The organism is Clostridium sp. AF20-7, from assembly GCF_003479275.1.
GTDB classification, from domain to species: domain Bacteria; phylum Bacillota; class Clostridia; order Lachnospirales; family Lachnospiraceae; genus Otoolea; species Otoolea fessa.
In genome coordinates, this window is the sequence record NZ_QUGF01000009.1 from 59,614 (window position 1) to 82,539 (window position 22,926).

The 22,926-nt window shown below is 49.9% G+C and carries 18 protein-coding genes and 2 tRNA genes; 16 read left to right on the forward strand and 4 right to left on the reverse strand.

What is annotated here, in order from left to right:
• Positions 1–82 precede the first annotated feature (82 nt).
• The 3 genes from DWX68_RS10755 (at position 83) to DWX68_RS10765 (ending at position 2,220) form a co-directional block, all read left to right on the forward strand.
• On the forward strand, positions 83–1,069 hold the full coding sequence (locus DWX68_RS10755; protein WP_107001102.1) for a glycyl-radical enzyme activating protein: 987 nt from the start codon (positions 83–85) through the stop codon (positions 1,067–1,069).
• Positions 1,070–1,280: 211 nt separating this feature from the next.
• The gene (locus DWX68_RS10760) at positions 1,281–1,568 is read left to right on the forward strand and encodes a DUF2325 domain-containing protein (protein ID WP_022358490.1); all 288 of its coding nucleotides are present in this window, start codon (positions 1,281–1,283) and stop codon (positions 1,566–1,568) included.
• A gap of 241 nt (positions 1,569–1,809) precedes the next feature.
• Positions 1,810–2,220: a metal-dependent transcriptional regulator gene (locus DWX68_RS10765; RefSeq protein WP_107001101.1), complete on the forward strand. Its 411-nt coding sequence runs from the start codon at positions 1,810–1,812 to the stop codon at positions 2,218–2,220.
• Between the two features lie 186 nt (positions 2,221–2,406).
• On the opposite strand, the gene DWX68_RS10770 is transcribed toward DWX68_RS10765, so the two are convergent.
• The 3 genes from DWX68_RS10770 to DWX68_RS10780 all read right to left on the reverse strand — a co-directional run bounded on the left by DWX68_RS10770 (position 2,407) and on the right by DWX68_RS10780 (position 3,440).
• Positions 2,407–3,036 carry a DUF4397 domain-containing protein gene (locus DWX68_RS10770; RefSeq protein WP_107001100.1) on the reverse strand — a complete coding sequence of 210 codons (630 nt, stop codon included), beginning with the start codon at positions 3,034–3,036 and terminating at the stop codon, positions 2,407–2,409.
• Positions 3,037–3,276: 240 nt separating this feature from the next.
• A tRNA-Glu gene (locus DWX68_RS10775) sits at positions 3,277–3,348 on the reverse strand.
• Positions 3,349–3,366: 18 nt separating this feature from the next.
• A tRNA-Pro gene (locus DWX68_RS10780) sits at positions 3,367–3,440 on the reverse strand.
• A gap of 317 nt (positions 3,441–3,757) precedes the next feature.
• On the opposite strand from DWX68_RS10780, the gene DWX68_RS14710 reads away from it, so the two are divergent.
• Positions 3,758–3,901: a hypothetical protein gene (locus DWX68_RS14710; RefSeq protein WP_022358601.1), complete on the forward strand. Its 144-nt coding sequence runs from the start codon at positions 3,758–3,760 to the stop codon at positions 3,899–3,901.
• A gap of 225 nt (positions 3,902–4,126) precedes the next feature.
• Here DWX68_RS14710 and DWX68_RS10785 read toward each other — a convergent pair whose 3' ends face one another.
• Entirely contained in the window at positions 4,127–4,810 is a 684-nt protein-coding gene (locus DWX68_RS10785; protein ID WP_182432176.1) for a 3D domain-containing protein, read from the reverse strand.
• A 469-nt stretch (positions 4,811–5,279) separates the two neighbouring features.
• Here DWX68_RS10785 and hrcA point away from each other — a divergent pair, with 469 nt between their 5' ends.
• The 12 genes from hrcA (at position 5,280) to mgtE (ending at position 22,778) form a co-directional block, all read left to right on the forward strand.
• Entirely contained in the window at positions 5,280–6,323 is a 1,044-nt protein-coding gene (hrcA, locus tag DWX68_RS10790; protein ID WP_107001098.1) for a heat-inducible transcriptional repressor HrcA, read from the forward strand.
• Between the two features lie 31 nt (positions 6,324–6,354).
• Positions 6,355–6,966: a nucleotide exchange factor GrpE gene (grpE, locus tag DWX68_RS10795; RefSeq protein WP_118471934.1), complete on the forward strand. Its 612-nt coding sequence runs from the start codon at positions 6,355–6,357 to the stop codon at positions 6,964–6,966.
• Positions 6,967–7,110: 144 nt separating this feature from the next.
• Positions 7,111–8,979, forward strand: a complete 1,869-nt coding sequence (gene dnaK, locus DWX68_RS10800) for a molecular chaperone DnaK (RefSeq protein ID WP_022359496.1) — start codon at positions 7,111–7,113, stop codon at positions 8,977–8,979.
• A 385-nt stretch (positions 8,980–9,364) separates the two neighbouring features.
• Positions 9,365–10,519, forward strand: coding sequence for a molecular chaperone DnaJ (gene dnaJ, locus DWX68_RS10805; protein ID WP_118629441.1), 1,155 nt, complete (start codon positions 9,365–9,367; stop codon positions 10,517–10,519).
• Between the two features lie 459 nt (positions 10,520–10,978).
• Positions 10,979–13,087, forward strand: coding sequence for a L,D-transpeptidase family protein (locus tag DWX68_RS10810; RefSeq protein WP_118629443.1), 2,109 nt, complete (start codon positions 10,979–10,981; stop codon positions 13,085–13,087).
• Between the two features lie 347 nt (positions 13,088–13,434).
• The gene (rpsO, locus tag DWX68_RS10815) at positions 13,435–13,701 is read left to right on the forward strand and encodes a 30S ribosomal protein S15 (RefSeq protein ID WP_022358577.1); all 267 of its coding nucleotides are present in this window, start codon (positions 13,435–13,437) and stop codon (positions 13,699–13,701) included.
• A gap of 216 nt (positions 13,702–13,917) precedes the next feature.
• Positions 13,918–16,017, forward strand: a complete 2,100-nt coding sequence (locus DWX68_RS10820) for a polyribonucleotide nucleotidyltransferase (RefSeq protein WP_118524461.1) — start codon at positions 13,918–13,920, stop codon at positions 16,015–16,017.
• Between the two features lie 165 nt (positions 16,018–16,182).
• On the forward strand, positions 16,183–16,854 hold the full coding sequence (locus tag DWX68_RS10825; RefSeq protein ID WP_118467200.1) for an ABC transporter ATP-binding protein: 672 nt from the start codon (positions 16,183–16,185) through the stop codon (positions 16,852–16,854).
• A 65-nt stretch (positions 16,855–16,919) separates the two neighbouring features.
• Entirely contained in the window at positions 16,920–18,734 is a 1,815-nt protein-coding gene (locus DWX68_RS10830; protein WP_118629445.1) for a zinc ribbon domain-containing protein, read from the forward strand.
• A 22-nt stretch (positions 18,735–18,756) separates the two neighbouring features.
• Positions 18,757–19,938 (forward strand): ABC transporter permease, encoded by a 1,182-nt coding sequence (locus tag DWX68_RS10835; protein ID WP_182432177.1) that lies wholly within the window; start codon positions 18,757–18,759, stop codon positions 19,936–19,938.
• A 3-nt stretch (positions 19,939–19,941) separates the two neighbouring features.
• Positions 19,942–21,051: a hypothetical protein gene (locus tag DWX68_RS10840; RefSeq protein WP_118629449.1), complete on the forward strand. Its 1,110-nt coding sequence runs from the start codon at positions 19,942–19,944 to the stop codon at positions 21,049–21,051.
• Positions 21,052–21,395: 344 nt separating this feature from the next.
• Complete coding sequence (gene mgtE / locus DWX68_RS10845) at positions 21,396–22,778, forward strand: magnesium transporter (RefSeq protein WP_347474758.1); 1,383 nt, start codon at positions 21,396–21,398, stop codon at positions 22,776–22,778.
• The last annotated feature ends 148 nt before the right edge of the window (positions 22,779–22,926 follow it).

Sequence of the window (22,926 nt, forward strand, 5' to 3'; positions counted from 1 at the left end):
TACGGCAAATCAGCTACCGGGGATGTGCATCATGCGCGGTGGCGGGCAGCAGGCAAGGTGTACTTGACAGGAGGAACAGCGTATGGAATTAAAAGCAAATATTCTTCGGATTGAGCGGTTATCCCTCTCCGATGGGAAGGGAATGCGGACGGTTGTATTTTTTAAGGGCTGTCCCCTGCGCTGTGCCTGGTGTTCGACACCGGAGTCACAGTCGGGGCAGCGGGAAGTCTACTATATGAAAGAGCGCTGCACCGGATGCGGTGCCTGCATCCAGGTCTGTCCGGAACAGGCACTTCGCCGGAGCGAAAAAACGGGAGAGATCGTGAGGGATTACAGCCGCTGTAAACAGTGCTTTCAGTGTGTGGATGCCTGCAATTACCGGGCACAGCAGATCTATGGCAAGGAGATGACCGTAAAAGAGGTAATGCGCGAGATCCAGAAGGATGAGATGTTTTTCTTCTATTCTGGTGGTGGCGTGACACTTTCAGGAGGTGATCTGTTCTGTCAGACGGATTTTGCGGAAGCACTGCTGGAGGCCTGTGATGATGCCTGTATCAATGCGGCGGCAGAGTTAGATATGTTTACTTCGTTTGAAAATGTCAAACGGATCGTGCCGCATCTGCAGATGTTTTATGTGGATGTGAAAACCATGGATCCGGAAAAGCATAAGAAATGGACGGGGCAGGACAATGCCTGTATTCTGGAAAATATCCGCAAATCCGATGCGATCTGCGCGCCGCATTCGATTCATGTCCGTGTGCCGCTGGTAGAAGGAGTCAATGATGATGTGGAAAATATTCGGAAAACGGCGCAGTTATGCCAGGAACTTAAAAATTGTCAGGAATTGGAATTTCTGCCATATCATAGACTGGGGCTTCATGCATACCGGCAGCTGGGGAGAAAATATCAGTTAGAAGAACATACGTCGATGAGTCGTTGGGATGTGTATCAGAAAATGGAATTTCTGTGCGAAACGGATTGGACATTTGATATAGCGATATCGGGATTGGAGGTGTATAAAGCTGGAATAGGAAAAACGGGAGTAACAGAGGAGGTGTTAAAAGCGTAAAATACGATAAAAATTAGTATTGGATAAAAATGGATAATGGGAAAATGCGTACCGTGTAAGATAAGGTTGGTTGGTGAAAAATAGTCTTGCACGGTACGTTTATTTCTATGAATTTTCTATGAATTTCAATTTTCCTCTGGACAAATAAGATGAGTTAGTGTATACTAACTTCATCAGCAGTTAGACAGAGCTAACTTTCGGAGGATAAAATATGAGTGTTGTAATTGTAGGTGGTCATGACCGCATGGTCAGCCAGTACGTGAAAATCTGCAAATCATTTAACTGTAAGGCAAAGGTATTTACACAGATGACGGCGGATTTCGGCAAACAGATCGGAGCGCCGGATCTGCTTGTACTCTTTACAAGCACCGTTTCCCATAAAATGATTCGGACGGCGGTTGATGGTGCAAAGGGAAGCCGGACAGAAGTTGTCCGCTGCCACACCAGCAGCAAAACCGCGTTGGAAGAAATTTTGCAGGAACACTGTGCAGCTTGCTGACGTATTTAAAGGCGAAGCCACGGCAAATTCCGTTACTGGGCACGTATGCGTGAACAGTAACTCCGTCGGTTTCTGGAAACGATAGATTGATTTCGATATGGTTTGAAATATTCTTCCAAATATGGTATTCTAGTATATAGTATTATGGTAACTGGTCGGCAGTTTGGGAAGACTATTCTGCGGGAGACGGGAAGGCACGAAGCCAGGCCGGTTATGTGTTAGAAGTTTGGAGGGAATCACTTTGAAAATACAGCAGTCAGCAGAGGATTATCTGGAAACGATTCTTATGTTAAGCTATCGCAAGCCGATGATCCGTTCGATCGATGTAGTCAATGAGCTGGGGTATTCAAAACCAAGCGTCAGCGTTGCGATGAAGAATCTTCGTGAAAACGGTTATATTTCGATGGATCATGAGGGATATATCACTCTGGAGCCGTCGGGACGGAAGATCGCGGAGATGATTTATGAGCGTCATACATTACTGACAAAGCTTTTGGTAGCGTTGGATGTGCCAAGAGAGGTGGCAGTGGAAGATGCCTGCCGCATTGAACATGTGATCAGCCCGCAGAGTTTTGAGGCAATCAAAGAATTTGCAGCCGCGCATCTGGCAAAGCTCGAGAAAGCAAACCGGACAGATGAGCCGGAAAAATAGATGGCTGTTTAAGATTCGGACAGTTATATTCTCATCATAAATTTATAATTGCAGAGGACACGGAAGAGAGACCGCACGCGTGAACGTGGCGGTCTCTTTTTTCATAGGAAATTACGTCCTATGAAACAAAAAAACGCTTCGCGGGATTTGCACTCGCGTGAAGAAGCTTTTCTCAAATAAAAGCGATCAGGCGTTGAGCATCTGTACCGAAAAATCATTAAAAGTACCCAGAACCGCCAGTGTGTAGCTGTAACCGCTGCGAAGCCGGATATTTGTGTTGACGATGGCGAATCCCGGATTGGTCCGGCGGTAGACGGTCAGCTGGTAGATGCCGGGGATGATGTGCATGTAGCGCGTATAATTCATGTAATCCAGATCGGATACGACCAGACGTCCGTTCAGGTATATATCGATGGGTTCGCGGATGGAGGCGGCATTGTAGAAACGCAGGTGCGCGATCTCCGATGAGGTGGAAAAGAACGGCGAGAGAATGCCCCAGGTCCAGAGCGCGCCATTTGGAGATGGCTTCCAGTTGGAACCGCCGCAGTTTATGCAGCCACCGGTGTTCGGGCTGCCATGATTATTGGACGGCAGGGTGGGCATCACATCCCCGTATGGTCCGAAGCCCGGAGATACCTGAAGATCATTGGATGAGCTGTCCGGATATGTTAAGATAACAGGAGGCTGAGAACTAAATCCAGACTGTGCCGTATCACTGGTTCCAGCTGCTGCCGCATCCGTCTCCGGTGCCGCCGCCGGAGTCGTGTCAGCATCCCCCTCAGGCACTGCTGCTGCATCGTAGTTGTATGTTTCCATAAAAAGATACCTCTTTTCATATTGGCTATATTGCAGTATATGAAGAAGAAAAAAGGAGAGTTACTATTTGCAGGCAGGAATTTTCTGGACTGAAAATCCTGTTCGATACTGTAGAAAAGTGTATTTTGCCGATCTGGAATGCGGAGCATCGGCAAAATTCAGTTATAGTTTACATGATTTTGTGAAAGGTCAAGAATGAAGAAAATAAAAAAGAGACTCGAATCTCGAATCTCTTTCCAGTGACCTGTCCGGGAATCGAACCCGGGTTTACGCCGTGAGAGGGCGTCGTCTTGACCGCTTGACCAACAGGCCATATTTAATTTTATTCAATCGAGGCGACGTGATTCGAACACGCGACCTCTGCGTCCCGAACGCAGCGCTCTACCAAACTGAGCCACGCCTCGATATGATTTTCTCGCTTTTGAAGCGGTGCTCATCAGCGACTCCTATATACTATCACGCCTTCAAAAAAAATGCAAGCGTTTTTTTGAAAAAAATTGAAAAAGTTTTAAAAAATTGAAAAAACCCTTTAAAATCAATATTTTCACGCTTTTAACTTATATTTCGAAATTATTATGAATAACGTAAGAAAGCGAAAGGATGATTAAAGTCTTGCTAAGGATGCGCCGAAACTCTTTTCATTTTGGATAAAAAGAATAAAATGGGGAACAAAGCATAGTGAGCTTGCATTGAAAAATGAATGAGTCAGGAGGAATTAAGTATGAACATCATCGCAGCCATCTTATTTGGAATATATGGAGTGATCGGAGGCGTGAGTACCGTCGTATGTACCGTGAGCATTCCGGGTATCATTATTTGGAAAATTTACCGGAAAACGAAATATCATAAGGCGCTGACGGATTAAGTAAAATAAGGGTAACTGTTCAGTAGGTCTGTGCATTTACTGCGCTGACCGTACGAAAACATGGGCTAGCAGGCAAAAATCCCATTGCCGTAGGCAATTTTTAATGGATTTTTGCGCGTGACTGTGAAGGTACTGAACAGTTACAAATAAGAATTATAAAAAAAGGGTCTTGCAGGTGAAAGATTTTCTATCTGCAAGACCCTTTTTTGCTTAAAATCAATGTAATTATCGGACAATATAGACATCGGCGCTTCTCTTTCCATACTGCAGTGCCTGACTGTGGGAATTGAAGAAGATGTCCAGTTTGTTTCCGCGGATGCCGCTGCCGCTGTCCTCAACGGTATAGACAACGCCGTTGATGCGGAGTTTAGTTCCGAGCGGGAATACGCGCAAGTCGGCGGAAATGGTATGTCCTGCCTGCGGAATGGTGCCGGATTTAGTGCGGTTCTTTCCACCACGGCAGCATCTGCGGCAGCTGCAGTAAGCAGTTGTCGTAAAACGTCCGGCGTAGATTTCAGCAGGTGCCTCTGCTTCCTGTGCCTCGGCAGCAGCATTTGTGTCAGTATTTTCAGTCATTGCAGCTTCGCCAGCGTTCTCTGCCTCTGCCTGTGCAGACTCATTTGAAAATGCAGCGACTTCTGCCTCGGAAGCGTTCGTGTCAGCTGCTTCTTCCACAGCAGCGTTTGTCAGCTTTCTAATCAGCTCCGGATCGGAAGCCGGACCAGATGGTGTCTGGGCTGCTTCGGTGGAAGTGCCGTTTGTTTCTTCACCGGCTGCCGCATCTATTTGGGAGACAAGCTCGGTTCCGGCATCTGTGGCTGCCAGTGTATTCATGGTGCCTGCCATGAGACAGACCAGGCTCATTGCCGTTGTGGCAAGTCCGCGCCGCATGGTGTTCATCATATTCATCAAATAAAAACCTCTCATTTCAATTTAGATTCATTTGTCTCATCGCAACGATTGTGTATCTCACAAATATTGCAATGCGTTTACAAATGTTATAATTTGTTACTATTATATTACAAAAATGTTAAATGTCAAGCCGGAGAGCCGGAAATAGGGCTCTGGGAGCGGTCGGAGGTTCGACAAGTCGAAAGCTTGTTCGAACGCAAACAGGAAAGCGGGTAAGGGAGTTTCTACCTATAGAAAGTGTGAAAATCAGCGTGCCTAAAAACAGGGTATGCAGAATGGAAAATTTTATTCGAAAAAAGAAGAAAAAAATTTTTTAAAAACCGAAAAAAATCATTGACAAATACTTGCGTAAGTAATATAGTATGAACTGTAGATATTAGCACTCTGATAGATTGAGTGCTAACAGAAAACTTCCAGAGCGGGTTTAAGAGACCGGCGGAAGCGGATGCACGGAAGGAGAGATTGGATGGAACTGGATGAGAGAAAAGAAAAGATTTTGAAAGCGATTATCCAGAACTATCTGGAGACCGGAGAGCCGGTTGGTTCCAGAACGATCTCCAAGTATTCCGATTTGAAACTCAGTTCGGCGACGATTCGAAATGAGATGTCGGATCTGGAAGAACTGGGATATATCATTCAGCCGCACACATCGGCAGGCCGGATTCCTTCGGATAAAGGATATCGTTTCTATGTAGATCAGTTGATTCATGAGAAAGAGACGGAGGTCACGCAGGTGCGTGATATGGTCATCCAGAGAGTGGATCGGGTGGAGCTTCTGTTAAAGCAGATGGCAAAGCTTTTGGCGAGCAATACGAATTATGCGACGCTGATCAGCGGACCGCAGTATCATCAGACGAAGATTAAGTTTATACAGCTTTCCAGAGTGGAAGCCGGGAAACTCCTGATTGTCACTGTTTTAGAAGGCAACATTATCAAGAACTCGATTGTGGCACTCGATGCGGAGCTGACCGATGAGGACATCCTGAATCTGAATATTCTTTTAAATAGTGGTCTCAACGGATTGACGATGGAGCAGATTAATCTGGATGTCATTACCCGGATGAAAGGGCAGGCAGGCGAGCGCAGCCACATCGTGGATGTGGTACTAAGCGAGGTGGCCGAGGCGATTCGTTCCGGCGAGGAAGATTTACAGATTTACACCGAAGGTACGACGAACATTTTCAAATATCCGGAACTGAGCGATGGCGCGAAAGCCAGCCAGCTCATCGGGACACTGGAGCAGAAAGACCTCTGGAGAGAGATTCTTACTGAGGACGATGCGGACAGCGATAAGAAAAATGAGATTCAGGTCTACATCGGAAGTGAGACACAGGTGCAGTCGATGAAGGACTGCAGTATCGTTACTGCCAATTATGAATTGGGGGACGGACTTCGGGGAACGATAGGAATCGTTGGACCGAAACGAATGGATTATGACAAAGTTGTATCGACCCTGCGCTCATTAAAGAGCCAGCTCGATCAGACATTCAATCATAAAGATACCGAGTAGCACGGATGTGCAAAATAAAGAGGTGAGAGACATGGCAAAGACAGAGATAGATTCCAAAGCAGCCGAGGCAGCAAATGAGGAGCAGGTAAAAGAAACAGAAACCCAGGCAGAAGCTGAGGCAGTGAAGGAAAAGGAAGCTTCTTCGGAAGACGCACAAGCGCCGGAGGGAGAAAAAGAGAAAAAAGGATTTTTCTCCAAAAAGAAGGATAAGAAAGATGAGCAGATCGAGGAGCTGACGGATCGCCTGAAGCGCACGATGGCTGAATTTGACAATTTCCGGAAACGAACGGAGAAAGAAAAATCAGCGATGTATGAGATTGGCGCAAAGGACATCATCGAGAAGATTCTCCCGGTGGTGGACAATTTCGAGCGTGGTCTGGCGACCATCCCGGAGGGCGAAGAAAAAAGTGCTTTCGCCGAGGGCATGGATAAGGTTTACAAGCAGCTCGTAAAAACACTGGGCGATGCAGGTGTAAAGCCAATCGAAGCGGTTGGTCAGCCATTTGATCCGAACTTCCACAATGCAGTGATGCATATTGAGGATGAAAACCTGGGTGAGAATGTGGTAGCCGAGGAGTTCCAGAAAGGCTATGTATACCGCGACAGCGTGGTTCGCCACAGCATGGTAAAAGTGGCAAATTAAAATAGGTAACACGTAAACAGCTGGCACCCAGAATTCGGTGCTGGTGGTTGATTTGATATAATATAGACAGACAGGCGGCAGAATTTAGCTCCTATGAGGAGAAAGAGAACTGCCAGAAAAAGATAATTTCAGGAGGAAATAACTATGAGCAAGATTATCGGTATTGACTTAGGTACAACAAACAGTTGTGTAGCCGTTATGGAAGGTGGTAAACCGGTTGTTATCGCAAATACAGAAGGTATCCGTACCACACCGTCCGTTGTGGCATTTACAAAGACAGGCGAGAGACTGGTCGGCGAGCCGGCAAAGCGTCAGGCAGTTACCAACGCTGAGAAGACCATTTCTTCTATCAAGAGACACATGGGCAGCGACTACAAAGTAACCATTGATGACAAGAAATATACGCCGCAGGAGATTTCCGCGATGATTCTGCAGAAGCTGAAAGCAGATGCAGAGAGCTACTTGGGCGAGAAGGTAAACGAGGCAGTTATTACTGTTCCGGCTTACTTCAACGACGCACAGCGTCAGGCAACCAAGGATGCAGGTAAGATCGCTGGTCTGGATGTAAAGAGAATTATCAACGAGCCGACGGCAGCAGCGCTTGCGTATGGTCTTGATAATGAGAAAGAGCAGAAGATCATGGTATATGACTTAGGTGGCGGTACATTCGATGTTTCCATCATCGAGATCGGTGACGGCGTTATCGAGGTTCTGGCAACCAACGGCGATACACATCTGGGCGGCGATGATTTCGATAACCGTATTACCCAGTGGATGATCGACGAGTTCAAGAAAGCAGAGGGTGTAGACCTTTCCGCTGATAAGATGGCGCTTCAGAGACTGAAAGAAGCAGCTGAGAAAGCGAAAAAAGAGCTTTCTTCCGCAACTACAACCAATATCAACCTTCCGTTCATCACTGCAACCAGCGAGGGACCGAAGCATCTGGATATGAACCTGACCAGAGCTAAATTTGATGAGCTGACCAGAGACTTAATCGAGAGAACCGCAATTCCGGTACAGAACGCACTGAAAGATGCTGGTATCACTGCTTCTGAGTTAAGCAAAGTACTTCTGGTAGGTGGTTCCACACGTATGCTGGCAGCACAGGAAGAAGTAAAACGTCTGACTGGTAAAGAGCCGAGCAAATCCTTAAACCCGGATGAGTGCGTAGCAATCGGTGCAGCTATCCAGGGTGGTAAGCTGGCTGGCGATGCCGGTGCCGGTGATATCCTTCTTCTGGATGTAACTCCGCTGTCCCTGTCCATCGAGACTATGGGTGGTGTAGCAACCAGACTGATTGAGAGAAATACCACAATCCCGACCAAGAAGAGCCAGATCTTCTCTACCGCAGCTGATAACCAGACCGCTGTTGATATCCACGTTGTACAGGGCGAGAGACAGTTCGCAAAGGACAACAAGACACTGGGAACCTTCCGTCTGGATGGCATTCTTCCGGCAAGAAGAGGTGTTCCGCAGATTGAGGTTACCTTCGATATTGATGCAAACGGTATCGTAAATGTATCTGCAAAAGACCTTGGTACAGGTAAAGAGCAGCACATCACGATTACCTCTGGTTCCAATATGTCCGATTCCGATATCGATAAGGCAGTCAAAGAGGCAGCTGAGTACGAGGCACAGGATAAGAAGAGAAAAGAGGGCATCGATGCAAGAAATGAAGCTGACTCCATGGTATTCCAGACCGAGAAGGCTCTGCAGGATGTAGGCGATAAGATCGATGCAAACGATAAAGCAGCCGTAGAAGCTGACTTAAATGCACTGAAAGAAGCTATCAACAAAGCTCCGATCGACCAGATGACCGATGCACAGATTGATGAAATCAAGGCTGGCAAGGAAAAACTGATGAACAGCGCACAGGCACTCTTCAGCAAGGTTTACGAGCAGGCACAGGCAGCTGGCGCAGCAGGAGCACAGGGCGGAGCTCAGGGTGCAGCTGATGCAGGAAGTGCACCGCACGACGATAATGTAGTTGACGGAGACTTTAAAGAGGTATAATATAATAAGCAGCCATTTTTCAAAGAAAAATGAGCGGATTACGAATGTTTTTGAGGATTGCGGGAGCACGCAGTGCGGAGCAATCCGGGACATCGGGGTATCAATAGAAAAACGCAGTGAGGGGCTGTCGCAGGAATCTGCGGCAGACCCCCATTTGTAGGTTGTGGGGTAACTGTTCAGTAGGTCTGCGCATTTACTGCGCTGACCGTACGAAAACATGGGCCAGCAGGCAAAAATCCCATTGCCGTAGGCAATTTTTAATGGATTTTTGCGCGTGACTGTGAAGGTACTGAACAGTTACGTTGTGGGAAGATAAATAGATACGATAGAAACTCTGCCGGATGCGGTCAAATGTACCGGCGGATTTTGGGAAGGAAGAGCTGAAATGGCAGAGAGTAAGAGAGATTACTATGAGGTCTTAGGCGTCCCGAAGGATGCGGACGATGCGACACTCAAAAAAGCATACAGAACCCTGGCCAAAAAGTATCATCCGGATGCAAATCCGGGCGATCAGGCGGCAGCCGATAAATTTAAGGAGGCATCAGAGGCGTACAGCGTACTGAGTGATCCGGAGAAGAGACGTCAGTATGATCAGTTCGGCCATGCGGCTTTTGACGGCGGTGCAGGCGGCGCTGGCGGATTCGGTGGTTTTGATTTCAACGGCGGCGATATGGGAGACATTTTCGGAGATATCTTCGGAGATATTTTTGGCGGCGGACGCAGCCGCGGCGGCAGAAGCAACGGACCGATGCGCGGCGCGGATGTGCGTACCAGTGTGCGGGTTACTTTTGAAGAAGCGATCTTTGGATGTGAAAAAGAGCTGGAGTTAAACTTAAAGGAAACCTGTGAGAAATGTCATGGAACGGGTGCAAAACCGGGAACCCAGCCGCAGACCTGTCCGAAATGTAACGGTAAAGGCAAGATCATGTACACGCAGCAGTCGTTCTTTGGTCAGATTCAGAATGTACAGACCTGTCCGGATTGCAACGGAACCGGAAAGATCATCAAGGATAAATGCCCGGATTGCTACGGAACCGGCTATGTAGCGAAGAGAAAGAAGATCAAAGTGACGATCCCGGCAGGTATCGACAACGGTCAGATGCTACGTGACCGCGGCAATGGTGAACCGGGTACCAACGGCGGTCCGCGCGGAGATCTGCTGGTAGAAGTAGTGGTATCCCAGCACCCGATCTTCAAGCGTCAGGATACAACGATCTACTCAACCGTGCCGATCTCCTTCGTGAAAGCAGCACTCGGTGGTCCGATCCGCATCAAGACGGTGGACGGCGAGGTAGAGTATGAGGTCAAACCGGGAACCCAGACAGATACGAGAGTCCGTCTGAAAGGAAAAGGTGTTCCGTCTCTGCGTAACCGCAACGTGCGCGGCGACCATTTCGTGACGCTGGTGGTACAGGTTCCGGAGCGCATGACCGAGGCACAGAAGGAAGCGCTTCGCAAGTTTGACGATGCCATGAACGGAATTGCACCGGAGGGCGAGAAACATAAGAAGAAAGGACTGTTCGGAAAGCTGGAGAAATAGAATACGGACAGGACAAAAATAGAAAAGAGCTGTCGGGCTGACATAAAAATGCGGCTCGGCAGCTCTTTGTTTCTGTTTCATAGAAAATTACGTCCCATTACGCGTTCTGTAACAGAATATAGTTACTGTTCACGCATACGTGCCCAGTAACGGAATTTGCCGTGGCTTCGCATTTAAATACGGCAAATTCCTGCTGCCACCACGTTTTCTTACGGCACTTTCGGTTCCAAAAGTGCCTACCCGTGAACAGAAACGTAACAGAATATACCAGAAAAAGACAGAGTTTTGTAAGTTGACTTCCGTTTAAAACTTATATACAATAGGACGATGGAGGACTAGCAACACAGATAGAATGGATTTTTGTCAGAAAAATATGCCAAATGATAAAACCATTACTTGAATGGCAGATCCTTCCGGGAATAGGAACCCGTATTGGATTTTTAAAGGGAGAATAGGACGATGACAGATAGAAACGGGAATTTGAATGAAAATTCACGTTCCGGCAGCCGCGAAGATGGGCGGGAGCCGGTGAGACGAAATACGGCGATGAACAGCCGGGAGATTATGCTGGAAGATGAAGATTATCTGGATGAGCCGGATGAGGGCTATTTGGATGATGATTATTTCGACCGGGATATGGAAGAACGGATCCTAAGGGAAGCAGAGCTGGACATGGAAAACATACACCAGCCAGAGCGTCAGGATCAGAACCGGTGGGAAGAGCCGGAACGCCTGCCGGAGAAAGAGCCGGAGGAGACAGCCAGTCGAAAGCGCAGCCGCGCCCGTGGAAATCAGAGCGCGGGTACAGGGCGGGAGGCAGCCCATGCGGCGCCGCAGCGGGGACAGGATTCCGGAAAGACGGCATCCTGGACGGAAGCCACCCCGGAAAAGGCAGCTCTGAAAGCTGAGCATAGAAAAAACGGTAAAAAGGCGGCGTGGATCGTTGCCTGTACGGCGGGCATTCTGCTCGTGGCAGCCGGAGGCGTCTATGTGGGAATGTCCCAGAAATATAAGACCCGTTTCTTTCCGAATACGCAGATCAACGGTGTTGACGCGTCCGGAAAGACAGCGGCAGAGGTGCAGGAACGGATTGCGGAAGGTGTGAATGGTTACACACTGACGATCACTGAGAGAAATAATCAGACAGAAACCATTGCCGGAACCGATATCAAGCTGCATGCGGAGTTTGACGGCAGTTTGGAAAAGATGGTAGCGGCGCAGAACCCGTTCGCATGGCTGTGGCATATGAAACAGGAAGAATATACGATCGGAACCATGGTGGCGTATGACGATGCGGCGCTGGAAAGCCAGATCCGGAATTTATCGTGTTTAGACCCGGAGAAAGCGGTAGAACCGGTCAATGCAAAGATTTCTGAGTATGTGTCCGGACAGGGATATTCGATTGAGCCCGAACAGGAAGGAACGGCAGTCGAGGCGGAGAAGCTGACACAGGCGGTAACGGGTGCGATCGAGAATCTGCAGGATCATTTATCGCTGGAGGAAGCAGATGTCTATAAGAAGCCGACGGTATTGAAAGACGATGCATCTCTGGCAGAACAGCTGGATAAGATGAATAAATACGCGAAAATGAGCGTGACATACCAGTTTGGCGATTCGACGGAGACCTTAAATGGAGATCAGATTCATGGGTGGCTGATTGCCAATGCAGACGGAAGTGTTTCGGTAGATTCCTCCAAAGTGTCGGAGTACGTGTCTGAGATGGCGAAAGCACACAATACTTCAAACAAAGCGAAAACATTGAAAACATCGTATGGTTCCACGATTCAGGTAAGCGGCGGAACATATGGCTGGAAGATCAACCAGACGGCAGAGACGGAAGCGCTGGCATCGATTATTGCCTCCGGCGAGAGTACGACGCGTGAGCCGGAGTATTCCCAGAAGGCGGCGAGCCATGGGGCAAATGACTACGGCGACACTTACGTGGAGATCAACCTGACCGGACAGCACCTTTTCTTCTATAAAGAAGGAAAGCTGGTGGTAGAGTCGGATTTCGTATCTGGAAACCTGGCGAAAGGCTGGGGAACCCCGGCAGGCTCGTATCCGCTGGCATATAAGCAGAAAAATGCGGTCCTGAAGGGTGAGAATTACCGGACGCCGGTTAATTACTGGATGCCGTTCAATAATGGTATCGGTATGCATGATGCGAAGTGGAGAAGCAGTTTTGGCGGTGCGATTTACAAGACGGGCGGTTCCCACGGCTGTATCAATCTGCCGCCGAGTGTTGCAAAGACGATCTTTGACAATATTTCGGCAGGAACTCCGGTGATCTGCTACAATCTGCCTGGTACGGAGAAGAGTACGACGAGCGGTACGGCAAAACCGGCGGAGACGAAGCCGGTAGAGACCACGGCGCCAGCAGAAACACCAGCTCCGGCAGAGACGCAGGCGCCAGCACCGGCAGAAACACAGGCACCGGGTCCGGCACCGACCACAGCGCCGACGCAGGCGGAGACGAAAGCGCCGGAGACTGCGGCACCGACCCAGGCAGGACCGGGAGGTCCTTCGGGGGATAATGGTGGAAATATTGCAGTGGGACCAGGAGCATAGGAAGAAACGGGCACTGGAACTCTGCACCTCCGGCTTCTTCCCTTATCGTTGTTCGCTTGCTTTCACAACATCTGTTCGCCTGTGACGGACCACGGTCCGCCACATTCGGACAGATGTGTTCAAGATGCGTACAACTGGATAAGGGAAAAGCCTTTGGCACAGAGTTCCAGTGCCCGTTTCTTTGAATTGGGAATAAAAATCGAGAAAAAACCTGCATAAAATGATTTACACCGAAAACATATTGTGTTATACTAAATACGTATGAGTCCGCCGGTGCTCAGTTTTTTGACGACTCCGACATAAACTTAGCATACGGTAAGAATAATTATTTTAAGGAGGAAATCACAATGATTTCAAAGGAAAAGAAAGCAGCTATTATCGAACAGTACGGAAGAAAAGCAGGCGATACAGGTTCACCGGAGGTTCAGATCGCAATTCTGACCGCTAGAATCGCTGAGCTTACAGAGCATTTAAAATCCAATCAGAAGGATCATCATTCCCGCCGCGGACTTCTGAAGATGGTAGGACAGAGACGTGGTCTTCTGGATTACTTAAAGAAATCCGATCTGGAAGGATACCGTGCACTGATCGAGAAGTTAGGCATCAGAAAGTAATTAAGATTAAAACGTATAGGGTGGAGCAATCCACCCTAGTTGTTTATGTAGAAGAAAAGTCCGAGACCGCTGCTGTACCCGTAAAGCAGAAAAACATATTTGCGGGCAGAGCAGTAGTTTCGGTATTACTTTTCACAGAAAGGCACTTTTGGAACCGAAAGCGGCGTATGAGAATGTGAAGGTTCTTCTGCAAAACAAGATGAAAGGAGATATGAGATGTACAAGAGTTTTTCGATGGAACTGGCTGGCAGAACTTTAACAGTGGATGTTGGCCGTGTAGCAGCTCAGGCAAATGGTGCTGCATTTATGCATTATGGAGATACAACCGTATTATCAACCGCGACAGCTTCTGACAAGCCGCGTGACGGTATTGATTTCTTCCCGTTAAGCGTTGAGTTTGAGGAGAAGATGTATTCGGTCGGAAAGATTCCGGGCGGATTTAACAAGAGAGAGGGAAAGGCATCTGAGAACGCAGTTCTGACTGCACGTGTTATCGACCGTCCGATGCGTCCGCTGTTCCCGAAGGATTACCGCAACGATGTTACCTTAAATAACCTCGTATTATCCGTTGACCAGGACTGCAGCCCGGAGTATACCGCGATGTTAGGTTCTGCAATCGCAACCTGCATTTCCGATATCCCGTTTGATGGTCCGTGTGCGACCACCCAGATCGGCATGATCGACGGCGAGTTTATCGTAAACCCGACTAACGCACAGAAGAAAGTATCTGATATGGCTCTGACCGTTGCTTCCACCCGCGAGAAGGTTATCATGATCGAGGCTGGCGCAAAGGAAGTTCCAGAGAACATCATGATCGATGCGATCTTCAAGGCACACGAAGTAAACCAGGAGATCATCAAATTCATCGACACCATCGTAGCAGAGTGCGGCAAGCCGAAACATTCCTACGAGAGCTGTGCAGTTCCGGAAGAGCTGTTTGCAGCGATTCGTGAGCTGGTTCCGCAGGAAGAGATGGAAGAGGCTGTATTTACAGACGAGAAACAGAAGAGAGAAGAGAATATCCGCGCAATCACCGAGCGCCTGGAAGAGGCATTCGCTGATAACGAGGAGTGGCTGGCTGTTCTGGGTGAGGCTGTATATCAGTACCAGAAGAAGACTGTCCGCAAGATGATCCTCAAAGATCACAAGCGTCCGGATGGCCGCGGTATCACCGAGATCCGTCCGCTGGCAGCAGAGATCGACATTCTGCCGCGTGTACACGGTTCCGGTATGTTCACCCGTGGACAGACACAGATTTTAAATATCTGTACACTGGCTCCGCTGTCCGAGGCACAGAAGATCGACGGACTGGATGAGAACGAGACATCCAAGAGATATATGCATCATTACAACTTCCCGTCCTACTCCGTAGGCGAAACCAAACCGTCCAGAGGACCGGGACGCCGTGAGATCGGTCATGGTGCGTTGGCGGAGCGTGCGCTTGTGCCGGTACTTCCGACTGCGGAAGAGTTCCCGTATGCAATCCGTACCGTATCTGAGACGATGGAATCCAATGGTTCTACCTCCCAGGCAAGTATCTGTGCATCCACTCTGTCCCTGATGGCAGCAGGTGTACCGATCAAAGCTCCGGTAGCTGGTATTTCCTGCGGTCTGGTAACAGGCGACACCGATGATGATTACATCGTTCTGACCGATATCCAGGGTCTGGAAGACTTCTTCGGCGATATGGACTTCAAGGTAGGCGGCACTCACAAGGGTATTACTTCCATCCAGATGGATATCAAGATCCACGGTCTGACCCGCCCGATCATCGAGGAGGCAATCGCTAAGACGAGAGAGGCAAGAATCTACATTCTGGATGAAGTTATGGCGCCGGTTATCTCCGAGCCGAGAAAGACCGTCAGCCAGTATGCTCCGAAGATCGTTCAGATCTCCATCGATCCGCAGAAGATCGGCGATGTAGTCGGCAAACAGGGCAAGGTAATCAACAAGATCATCGAGCAGACCGGCGTTAAGATCGATATCGAGGACGATGGCAGCGTAGCTGTATGCGGCACCGATCAGGCAATGATCGACAAGGCAGTTTCCATCATCAAGGGCATCGTGACCGACATCGAGCCGGGTCAGATTCTGACAGGTACCGTTGTCCGTATCATGAATTTTGGTGCATTCGTAGAGCTGGCTCCGAACAAAGATGGTATGGTTCATATTTCCAAGCTTTCGGACAAGCGCGTAGCGAAGGTAGAGGATGTTGTCAACATCGGCGATGAAGTTACTGTAAAGGTAATCGAGGTCGATAAGATGGGTCGTATCAACCTGAGCATGAAACCAGGCGATCTGGCTGAAAATAAATAATAAATAGATTGCAAATGCACACGATGTGCTGCAATCATCCATCATAAAATCAATGTGCCTGCATCACTGCGGCGCAGACCAGATAAAGTAAGGAATGCTGCAAGGCAGAGAAGCGGTTCGCTTCTGCTTTGCGGTGTTCCTTTTTACTTTACAAAGAGGAAAAATATGTTAGAGGTAACAGGGATAGAAAAACGGTACCGCGGAAGGACGATCCTAAAAAATGTCTCTTTTCGGGCAAATCCAGGGGAATGCATCGGGATTGTCGGCGGAAATGGATGCGGCAAGACGACGCTGCTCTCGATCCTCGCGGGGATCCGCAAGCCGGATCGGGGGAGTATTCGGATTGACGGGCAGGAGGCGCTTGGAAGACATCGTCTATTAGAAGAAAAAATCGCCTATGTGCCTCAGGAAAATCCATTGATCCCGGAGCTGACGGCATTTGATAATTACCGTCTCTGGTTCCGGGGGAAACGGCGGGAGATGGAGCGGGATCTGGAATGCGGCGTCGGTCATGTGCTGGGCGTGGACCGATTCTTGAAAACGCAGGCGGGACGGCTTTCAGGCGGAGAGAAAAAGAGGCTGAGCATCGCGGCGGCACTCTCCGGACGCGCGGATATCCTGATTCTCGATGAACCGGGGGCAGCGCTTGACCTGGAGGCCAAGGAGCAGATCTTGACTTATATCAGGAGCTATGTGAAAGCAGGGGGAACAGTTCTTTTAACGTCCCATGAGATGGGAGAGATAGGGGCGTGTACAACCCTTTATGTATTAAAGGACGGTGTGCTGGTTCCGACGGAGGCAGGGCTTTCGGCGCGGGAGCTGATACAGAGGTTTTAAGGTTACTGGGCACGTATGCGTGAACAGTAACGTTTTAAGAGTGAGAAAACAGGAGGAGGTACAAGATGGAAGAGGGAAATAATGCAAACAATACAAACAATGCAAACATGTCAAGCAATTCAACCCCGCTAAACCCGGCAGAGGCAGCGGCGCAGGCGCTTACGGCCGCATCTGACACAGCGGATGGAACCAGTGCAGGCGGATCTGCTGGTGCTGGCGGCGGAATCGGTGGAAATGCTGCAGGCGGCAGTGACGGTGGCAGAACGGGCGGAAATGGTTCCGGCAGGAAGAAATGGCTCATTCCAGCCGGAGCAGCCGCAGCGGTGGCCGTGATCGGCGGCGGTGTGATGCTCAGCCATCAGGCAGATCCGAAGGACACAGTGATCGATGCGTTCAAGAGCATCACGGCGGAAGGGCAGTTAAATCCGTCTGAGGAGATCTTTGGGACGAAAGAGCTGGAAGACCTTTTACAGAAGGGATCCGCGCAGACGGGGATGGAGTTAAGCATGACAGGTATTTCCGATGAATCCCTGAACCAGATGAGCGGTGCGGGCATCGGTCTGGATGTGAAGCGCGATGTGGACAGCGGACGGCAGCTGCTAAATCTTTCCTTGCAGTATGGCGGCGGAGAATTGGCGGACGCACAGCTTTACATGGATGATACACAGATCATGGCGGCGATTCCGGCACTTTCCAGCCGTATGTTTACCCTTGACTATGTCAATGATCTGGAAGGACAGCTCATTAATTCTCCGTATGCGGCTCAGAAGCTCGAAGAGCAGGGGATTGATATTGAGGGGCTGGCAAATTATCTGGGACAGTACAAGGAAGCGCTTTCGGACGAGGAGCCGATGATGGATCTGAAAGCACTCTGGAACCGCTACAAAGAGGGAAGTAAGGCGATTGATGACCTCAAAACGGCTATGACCGTCACTAAGAATGACAAAAAAGAGTTTACGATCGACGGACAGAGCGAGAACTGCCGCGGTTACCATGTGACTTTGCCGAAGGATGCGCTGATTCGCTTTGCAAAGACGACGAGAGAATTTTTCCTGAATGATGAGACACTCAAACAGGATGTGGTGCGCTATCTGGAACTGGCAGGCGACGCAAGCAGCATCTATGCAGCGGACGGGGACGGAGAGAGCGTGGATCCGGAGGAACAGCAGAAGGAACTCTGGGCGCAGGCGGAAGCGGTGCTGGACAATCTGGTAGAGGAAATGGAAAATACCATCGGGGATGTGACGATGGATGTCTATGTGAGAAAAGATGGCAAAATGGCTGGATTTTCCTATGAGACGGATGCAACGGTTGACGAAGAAAATGTCCGTTTTTACGGCGATGTTTCCTTTGGCGGCGGTTACAACATGCTGTCGAATGTGAATGGGGCGTTAAATATTGAGGATTCGGACGGTCAGATTATCACGGTTTCCCTGGATAAAACAGGCGCTTACGAGGCTGGAAAGAGCTGGAGTGGTCAGGTAATTGCGACCCTGCAAGGCGACGAAGAGAAATATCAGTTTATCCTGGATGGCGACTATCAGATCGCGGACGGCAGCTATGAGGTAAAGATGGATCTGCAGAGTAACGGTGCGTCTCAGGCGTCGATCACGGCGAATGGCGCGGTCAGCGAGCTTTCGAAGGGCGAGAGCGTCCATATCGATATGGATTCCCTGCGTCTGGAAACTACATTGTTAAATGGAAGCAGTTCTTATGTTGAATTTGCCGGTTCCTATTATGTCAACCCGCTGGAGGATGAGATCGTGCAGCCGGACGGCGTTCCCTTTGATGTGCTGGCTTCCTCCGAGGAGGATTATAACCAGGTCACAACGGAGATAACAGGCAACCTGTTCGCAATTCTCCTGAAAGTCATGTCATAGGCGGCGGAAAATGCGAACATATATGATATATCTGCTGCTGACCGGAAAGCGCCTGCTCCGCCAGCTGCCGTATTTTCTGGCAGGGCTGGCGGTGATGGTGCTGCTCGTCGGCATGGCGGCATTTTCGGCGTCTAAGGTTTTATATGGGGAAACATCTTTAAAGAAAATCGAGGTGGGTGTGGTGCTTCCGGAGGACGATGCGCTTTCGGAAAAGATAACCAAAATGATTGCCTCGCTGGACAGCGTGGAAAGTCTCTGCGACTTTTCGTATCTGGAACACGATGAAGCGTTCCAAAAGATGAAAAGCGGGGAGCTTCAAGCGGTTTTCGAGGTGCCGTCCGGCATGGCGCGCGGCATTTTGGACGGTACGAACCAGCCAGCCACGATCTGGTTTCCGGATGAGAGCGGGCTGGAGGGCGCTGTTTTCCGGGAACTGGCAGAGTCGGGCAGTTCGATGCTTGGCACTTCGCAGGCGGCGATCTACGCGGCAAATGAATGTTTAAATATCCAGGGAGTGCCGGAACAGATTTCGGTGTCTGAACAGGATTTGAACCGTATCTTTTTAAAATATGCGATGAACCGCGAGGCACTTTTCCGGAAGAAAACGGTCAGCGCTGCAGGGAATGTATCGACGGCGGTCTTTTATGGAATTTCGGGGATTGTATTTCTGATGATTCTTACCGGAATCCCGGCAGCGCCGTTTCTGGCTCCCCAGACGGAGGCGCTGGAACAGGGGCTTCGGCGCATCGGGATCCGGCGGTGGTATCCGCTTTTCTGCAAATGCTTGTGCATGACGCTTCTTCTGATGGCAGTCACGGCGGGCGGCTATGGCTGGGCGGTGCAGAAGGGATATGCGCTGGCGGGGCGGGAAGAACTCGCGGCGTGGGGGCTGACCTGCGCGGCAGTTTCGGCGTGGATTCTGCTGTTTTATGAGGTGTGCAGAAGTTCGGCAGCGGCGATTTTGACGTTGTTTGCGGTCAGTGTGGTATTTCTCTTTCTGGCGGGCGGCATCATCCCGTCCGTCTTTCTGCCGGAACTGGTTCAGAAAGTCGGAAATATGACGGTGACGGCGCTCTGGATGGATGGAATCCGCTTTATTGCTTCGGGCGAGGAGACAGGGGCGGTTTCGGTGCTGTGGAAACTGGCAGCGGCTGCATTGGCATGCTTTGCACTGGCGCTTGCCGCCGGAAAAAGGAGGGATTGACGGATGCGGAAGCTGGCGTGGTGGTTCTGTATGTTTGGAATGACGCTGCGGCGGGCTCTTTACCGCCCGGTGTTCCTCCTGTTTCTTCTGATTTTTCCATTGGGAATGGGCGTGTTCCATCAGGTGGAAAAACGGGATTCCGGGCGGATCGCGGTGGCTCTCTGCCCGGGAACGGATGCGTGGAATCAGGCGCTTGCAGAAAGACTGGAATCGGAAGAGAGCCGTTCATTTTTCTTTTATCCGTGCGGGACGGAGGAAGAGGCAAAGAAGGCGGTTATGACCGGACGGGCGGAGTGCGCCTACCTGTTTCCAGAGAGATTAAAAGAACGGCTGGACGAGGGGCGTTATACCCGTGCGGTCCGCGTGCTGGTGTCGCCATCCACAGTGGCAGAGAAAATTATATCAGAAAAGATATTTTCTGAACTGTTCGAGGTGTACGGGCGGGAACTGCTGGCAGACTATGGGAAAAATGGAGCGGCATTCCAGACGGTGATGGCGCGCTGCCAGACGACGGAGGCGCGGGAAAAGGCGTGCAGCGTGCTGATGGAACTTTATGAAAAATACCGCAGCAACGGAAGCACCTTTACCTTTGATTATCAGACCTTACAGGGAGGAACGGCACTGCAGACAGGGGCGATGAAGGTGGTCTTTCCAGTGCGCGGGCTGACGGCGGTTTTCCTTTTTATCATGGGGCTGGCGGCAGCTGTCATGGCGGGCGAGGATGCAGAGCGCGGGCTTTATGCGGCGGTCCGGAGCCGGGAGCGCTGGCTGCTGCAGACGGCGGAGATCGCGGCGTTTGTCTTTTTAGCATCCATTTCGGCCTATGCGGCGCTTCTGGCGTCGGGAAATGGGGCAGAGCCGCTTTTAGAGGCGGGAAAGCTGCTTTTTTATCTCTTCTTCGTGACCATGTATGCCTTTGGATGCCTGGCAGTCTGCCGGAAGCCGGGATTTCTGGCGGCGCTGATTCCGGTGTTTATCCTTGCGAGCCTCCTGCTCTGTCCGATCTTTTTTGACGCTTCGGTCTTTTTGCCGGGAGCCGCGGGTGTGCGAAAGCTGCTGCCGCCGTGGTGGTATCTGAGCGGCATTTTCGGTTCCCAAAGTGTCTACCCGTGAACAATTACTTTTTTACAACGTTTTTTTGGATAACTTCGATAAAAAGATTGCTATTTTTTCATTCAATTATTATAATAAAAAGAGACATCCGGTATCGAGCATCAATCTGCCGGATGTTTTCATGCGAGAAAATCAGGAGAGGAGTGAACACAATGGAAAGCCGGAGTCATAAGGCGGAATCAGACGGCAGCTACCCAGAACCGAAGGCAGCGTACACATGCATTTGCAGGAATGACAGCTGCAAACAGCGGATTCCTTGTGTACACTGCCGCATCTGTGGATAAGTTTCCGGCATTCTGCCTGTGTGCAGGAGCAGGAAGGGAGCAGCCTGTCCGATTTCCAAAATGACAATATTTTGGAAGGAGACGGGAATGTTAGAAGAAGAGAAGAAAGAAGAGCTGCTGGCTCTGCTGACCGGGAAGAAGTACCGGGAGCTGAAAAGCCAGCTGGTCGAGATGAATGAGGTGGATATTGCCTCATTTATCGAAGAATTGGATTCAGAGAAGACGGTCGTTGTATTCCGTATGCTGCCGAAAGAGCTGGCATCGGAGGTATTTGCCTGTCTGGAAGTCGAACAGCAGCAGCACATCATTACCAGTATCACGGATAATGAGCTGCGTGCCATCATTGACGACCTGTATGTCGATGATGCGGTCGATATGCTGGAGGAGCTGCCGGCGACGATCGTGCGGCGCGTACTTCAGAACTCCAGCCCGGATACGAGAAAACTGATCAACCAGTTCCTCAATTACCCGGAAAACAGCGCCGGAAGCGTCATGACGGCGGAGTACGTGGGACTCAAGAAAAATATGACGGTGGAGCAGGCATTTGATTATATTCGGAAATATGGCGTGGACAAGGAGACGATTTACACCTGCTACGTCATGGATGAAAAACGCCGCTTAGAGGGCGTTGTGACGGTCAAGGATCTTCTGATGAATGATTATGCGGCGCTCATGGGCGATATCATGGATCCGCATGTGATCAAGGCGTATACGACGGAAGACCAGGAAAAGGTCGTGGAGACGTTCAATGAGTACAACCTCTTGAGTTTACCGGTTGTGGACGGCGAAGACCGTCTGGTCGGCATCATCACGGTCGATGATGTCATGGATGTCATGGAGCAGGAGGCGACGGAGGACTTCGAGAAGATGGCGGCGATGCTGCCGAGTGAGAAGCCGTACCTGAAGACGGGCGTGTTCCAGCTCGCGAGAAACCGTATTCCGTGGCTGATGATCCTGATGTTGAGCAGTATGGTGACCGGCGGTATTTTGTTAAAATATGAGAATGCCTTTTCGGTAATTCCACTTTTGGTTACGTTTATTCCGATGCTGATGGATACGGGCGGAAACTCCGGCAGCCAGGCGAGCACGATGATCATCCGTGGTATGGCGGTCGGCGAGGTAGAACCGGCGGATATTCTGAAAGTTATGTGGAAAGAAATCCGCGTGGGAATGCTCTGTGGACTTTCTCTGGCGCTTGTCAATTTCGTGCGCCTGATGATCCAGTATCCGGGGCAGGTACTCATCTGCCTGACGGTAGTTATCAGCCTGTTCTGCACGGTTATCATCGCGAAGACGATCGGATGTGTGCTTCCGATTGCGGCGAAGACGATCCATCTCGACCCGGCGATCATGGCGTCGCCGATGATCACGACGATCGTGGATGCGTGCAGCCTGATGATTTATTTCCAGCTGGCGTGCCATCTGCTGAATATGAAGGCGTGATATAAATTACCTGCCTGCTGGCCCATGTTTTCGTACGGTCAGCGCAGTAAATGCGCGGACCTACGGAACAGTTACTTTATTTTATAATTCCAATATTTTAATTATTTCTAGGAAAGGAAAAACTGTTTGGAACATAAGCTTCCAGACA

Bases quoted from the DNA above. Each gene is read 5' to 3' on its own strand.
- dnaK (WP_022359496.1), top strand. From the start codon at position 7,111: ATGAGCAAGATTATCGGTATTGACTTAGGTACAACAAACAGTTGTGTA.
- DWX68_RS14710 (WP_022358601.1), top strand. From the start codon at position 3,758: ATGAACATCATCGCAGCCATCTTATTTGGAATATATGGAGTGATCGGA.
- dnaJ (WP_118629441.1), top strand. From the start codon at position 9,365: ATGGCAGAGAGTAAGAGAGATTACTATGAGGTCTTAGGCGTCCCGAAG.
- DWX68_RS10760 (WP_022358490.1), top strand. From the start codon at position 1,281: ATGAGTGTTGTAATTGTAGGTGGTCATGACCGCATGGTCAGCCAGTAC.
- DWX68_RS10770 (WP_107001100.1), bottom strand. From the start codon at position 3,036: ATGGAAACATACAACTACGATGCAGCAGCAGTGCCTGAGGGGGATGCT.
- rpsO (WP_022358577.1), top strand. From the start codon at position 13,435: ATGATTTCAAAGGAAAAGAAAGCAGCTATTATCGAACAGTACGGAAGA.
- DWX68_RS10835 (WP_182432177.1), top strand. From the start codon at position 18,757: ATGATATATCTGCTGCTGACCGGAAAGCGCCTGCTCCGCCAGCTGCCG.
- DWX68_RS10825 (WP_118467200.1), top strand. From the start codon at position 16,183: ATGTTAGAGGTAACAGGGATAGAAAAACGGTACCGCGGAAGGACGATC.
- DWX68_RS10820 (WP_118524461.1), top strand. From the start codon at position 13,918: ATGTACAAGAGTTTTTCGATGGAACTGGCTGGCAGAACTTTAACAGTG.
- DWX68_RS10840 (WP_118629449.1), top strand. From the start codon at position 19,942: ATGCGGAAGCTGGCGTGGTGGTTCTGTATGTTTGGAATGACGCTGCGG.
- DWX68_RS10755 (WP_107001102.1), top strand. From the start codon at position 83: ATGGAATTAAAAGCAAATATTCTTCGGATTGAGCGGTTATCCCTCTCC.
- DWX68_RS10810 (WP_118629443.1), top strand. From the start codon at position 10,979: ATGACAGATAGAAACGGGAATTTGAATGAAAATTCACGTTCCGGCAGC.
- hrcA (WP_107001098.1), top strand. From the start codon at position 5,280: ATGGAACTGGATGAGAGAAAAGAAAAGATTTTGAAAGCGATTATCCAG.
- DWX68_RS10830 (WP_118629445.1), top strand. From the start codon at position 16,920: ATGGAAGAGGGAAATAATGCAAACAATACAAACAATGCAAACATGTCA.
- DWX68_RS10785 (WP_182432176.1), bottom strand. From the start codon at position 4,810: ATGAATATGATGAACACCATGCGGCGCGGACTTGCCACAACGGCAATG.
- mgtE (WP_347474758.1), top strand. From the start codon at position 21,396: ATGACAATATTTTGGAAGGAGACGGGAATGTTAGAAGAAGAGAAGAAA.
- grpE (WP_118471934.1), top strand. From the start codon at position 6,355: ATGGCAAAGACAGAGATAGATTCCAAAGCAGCCGAGGCAGCAAATGAG.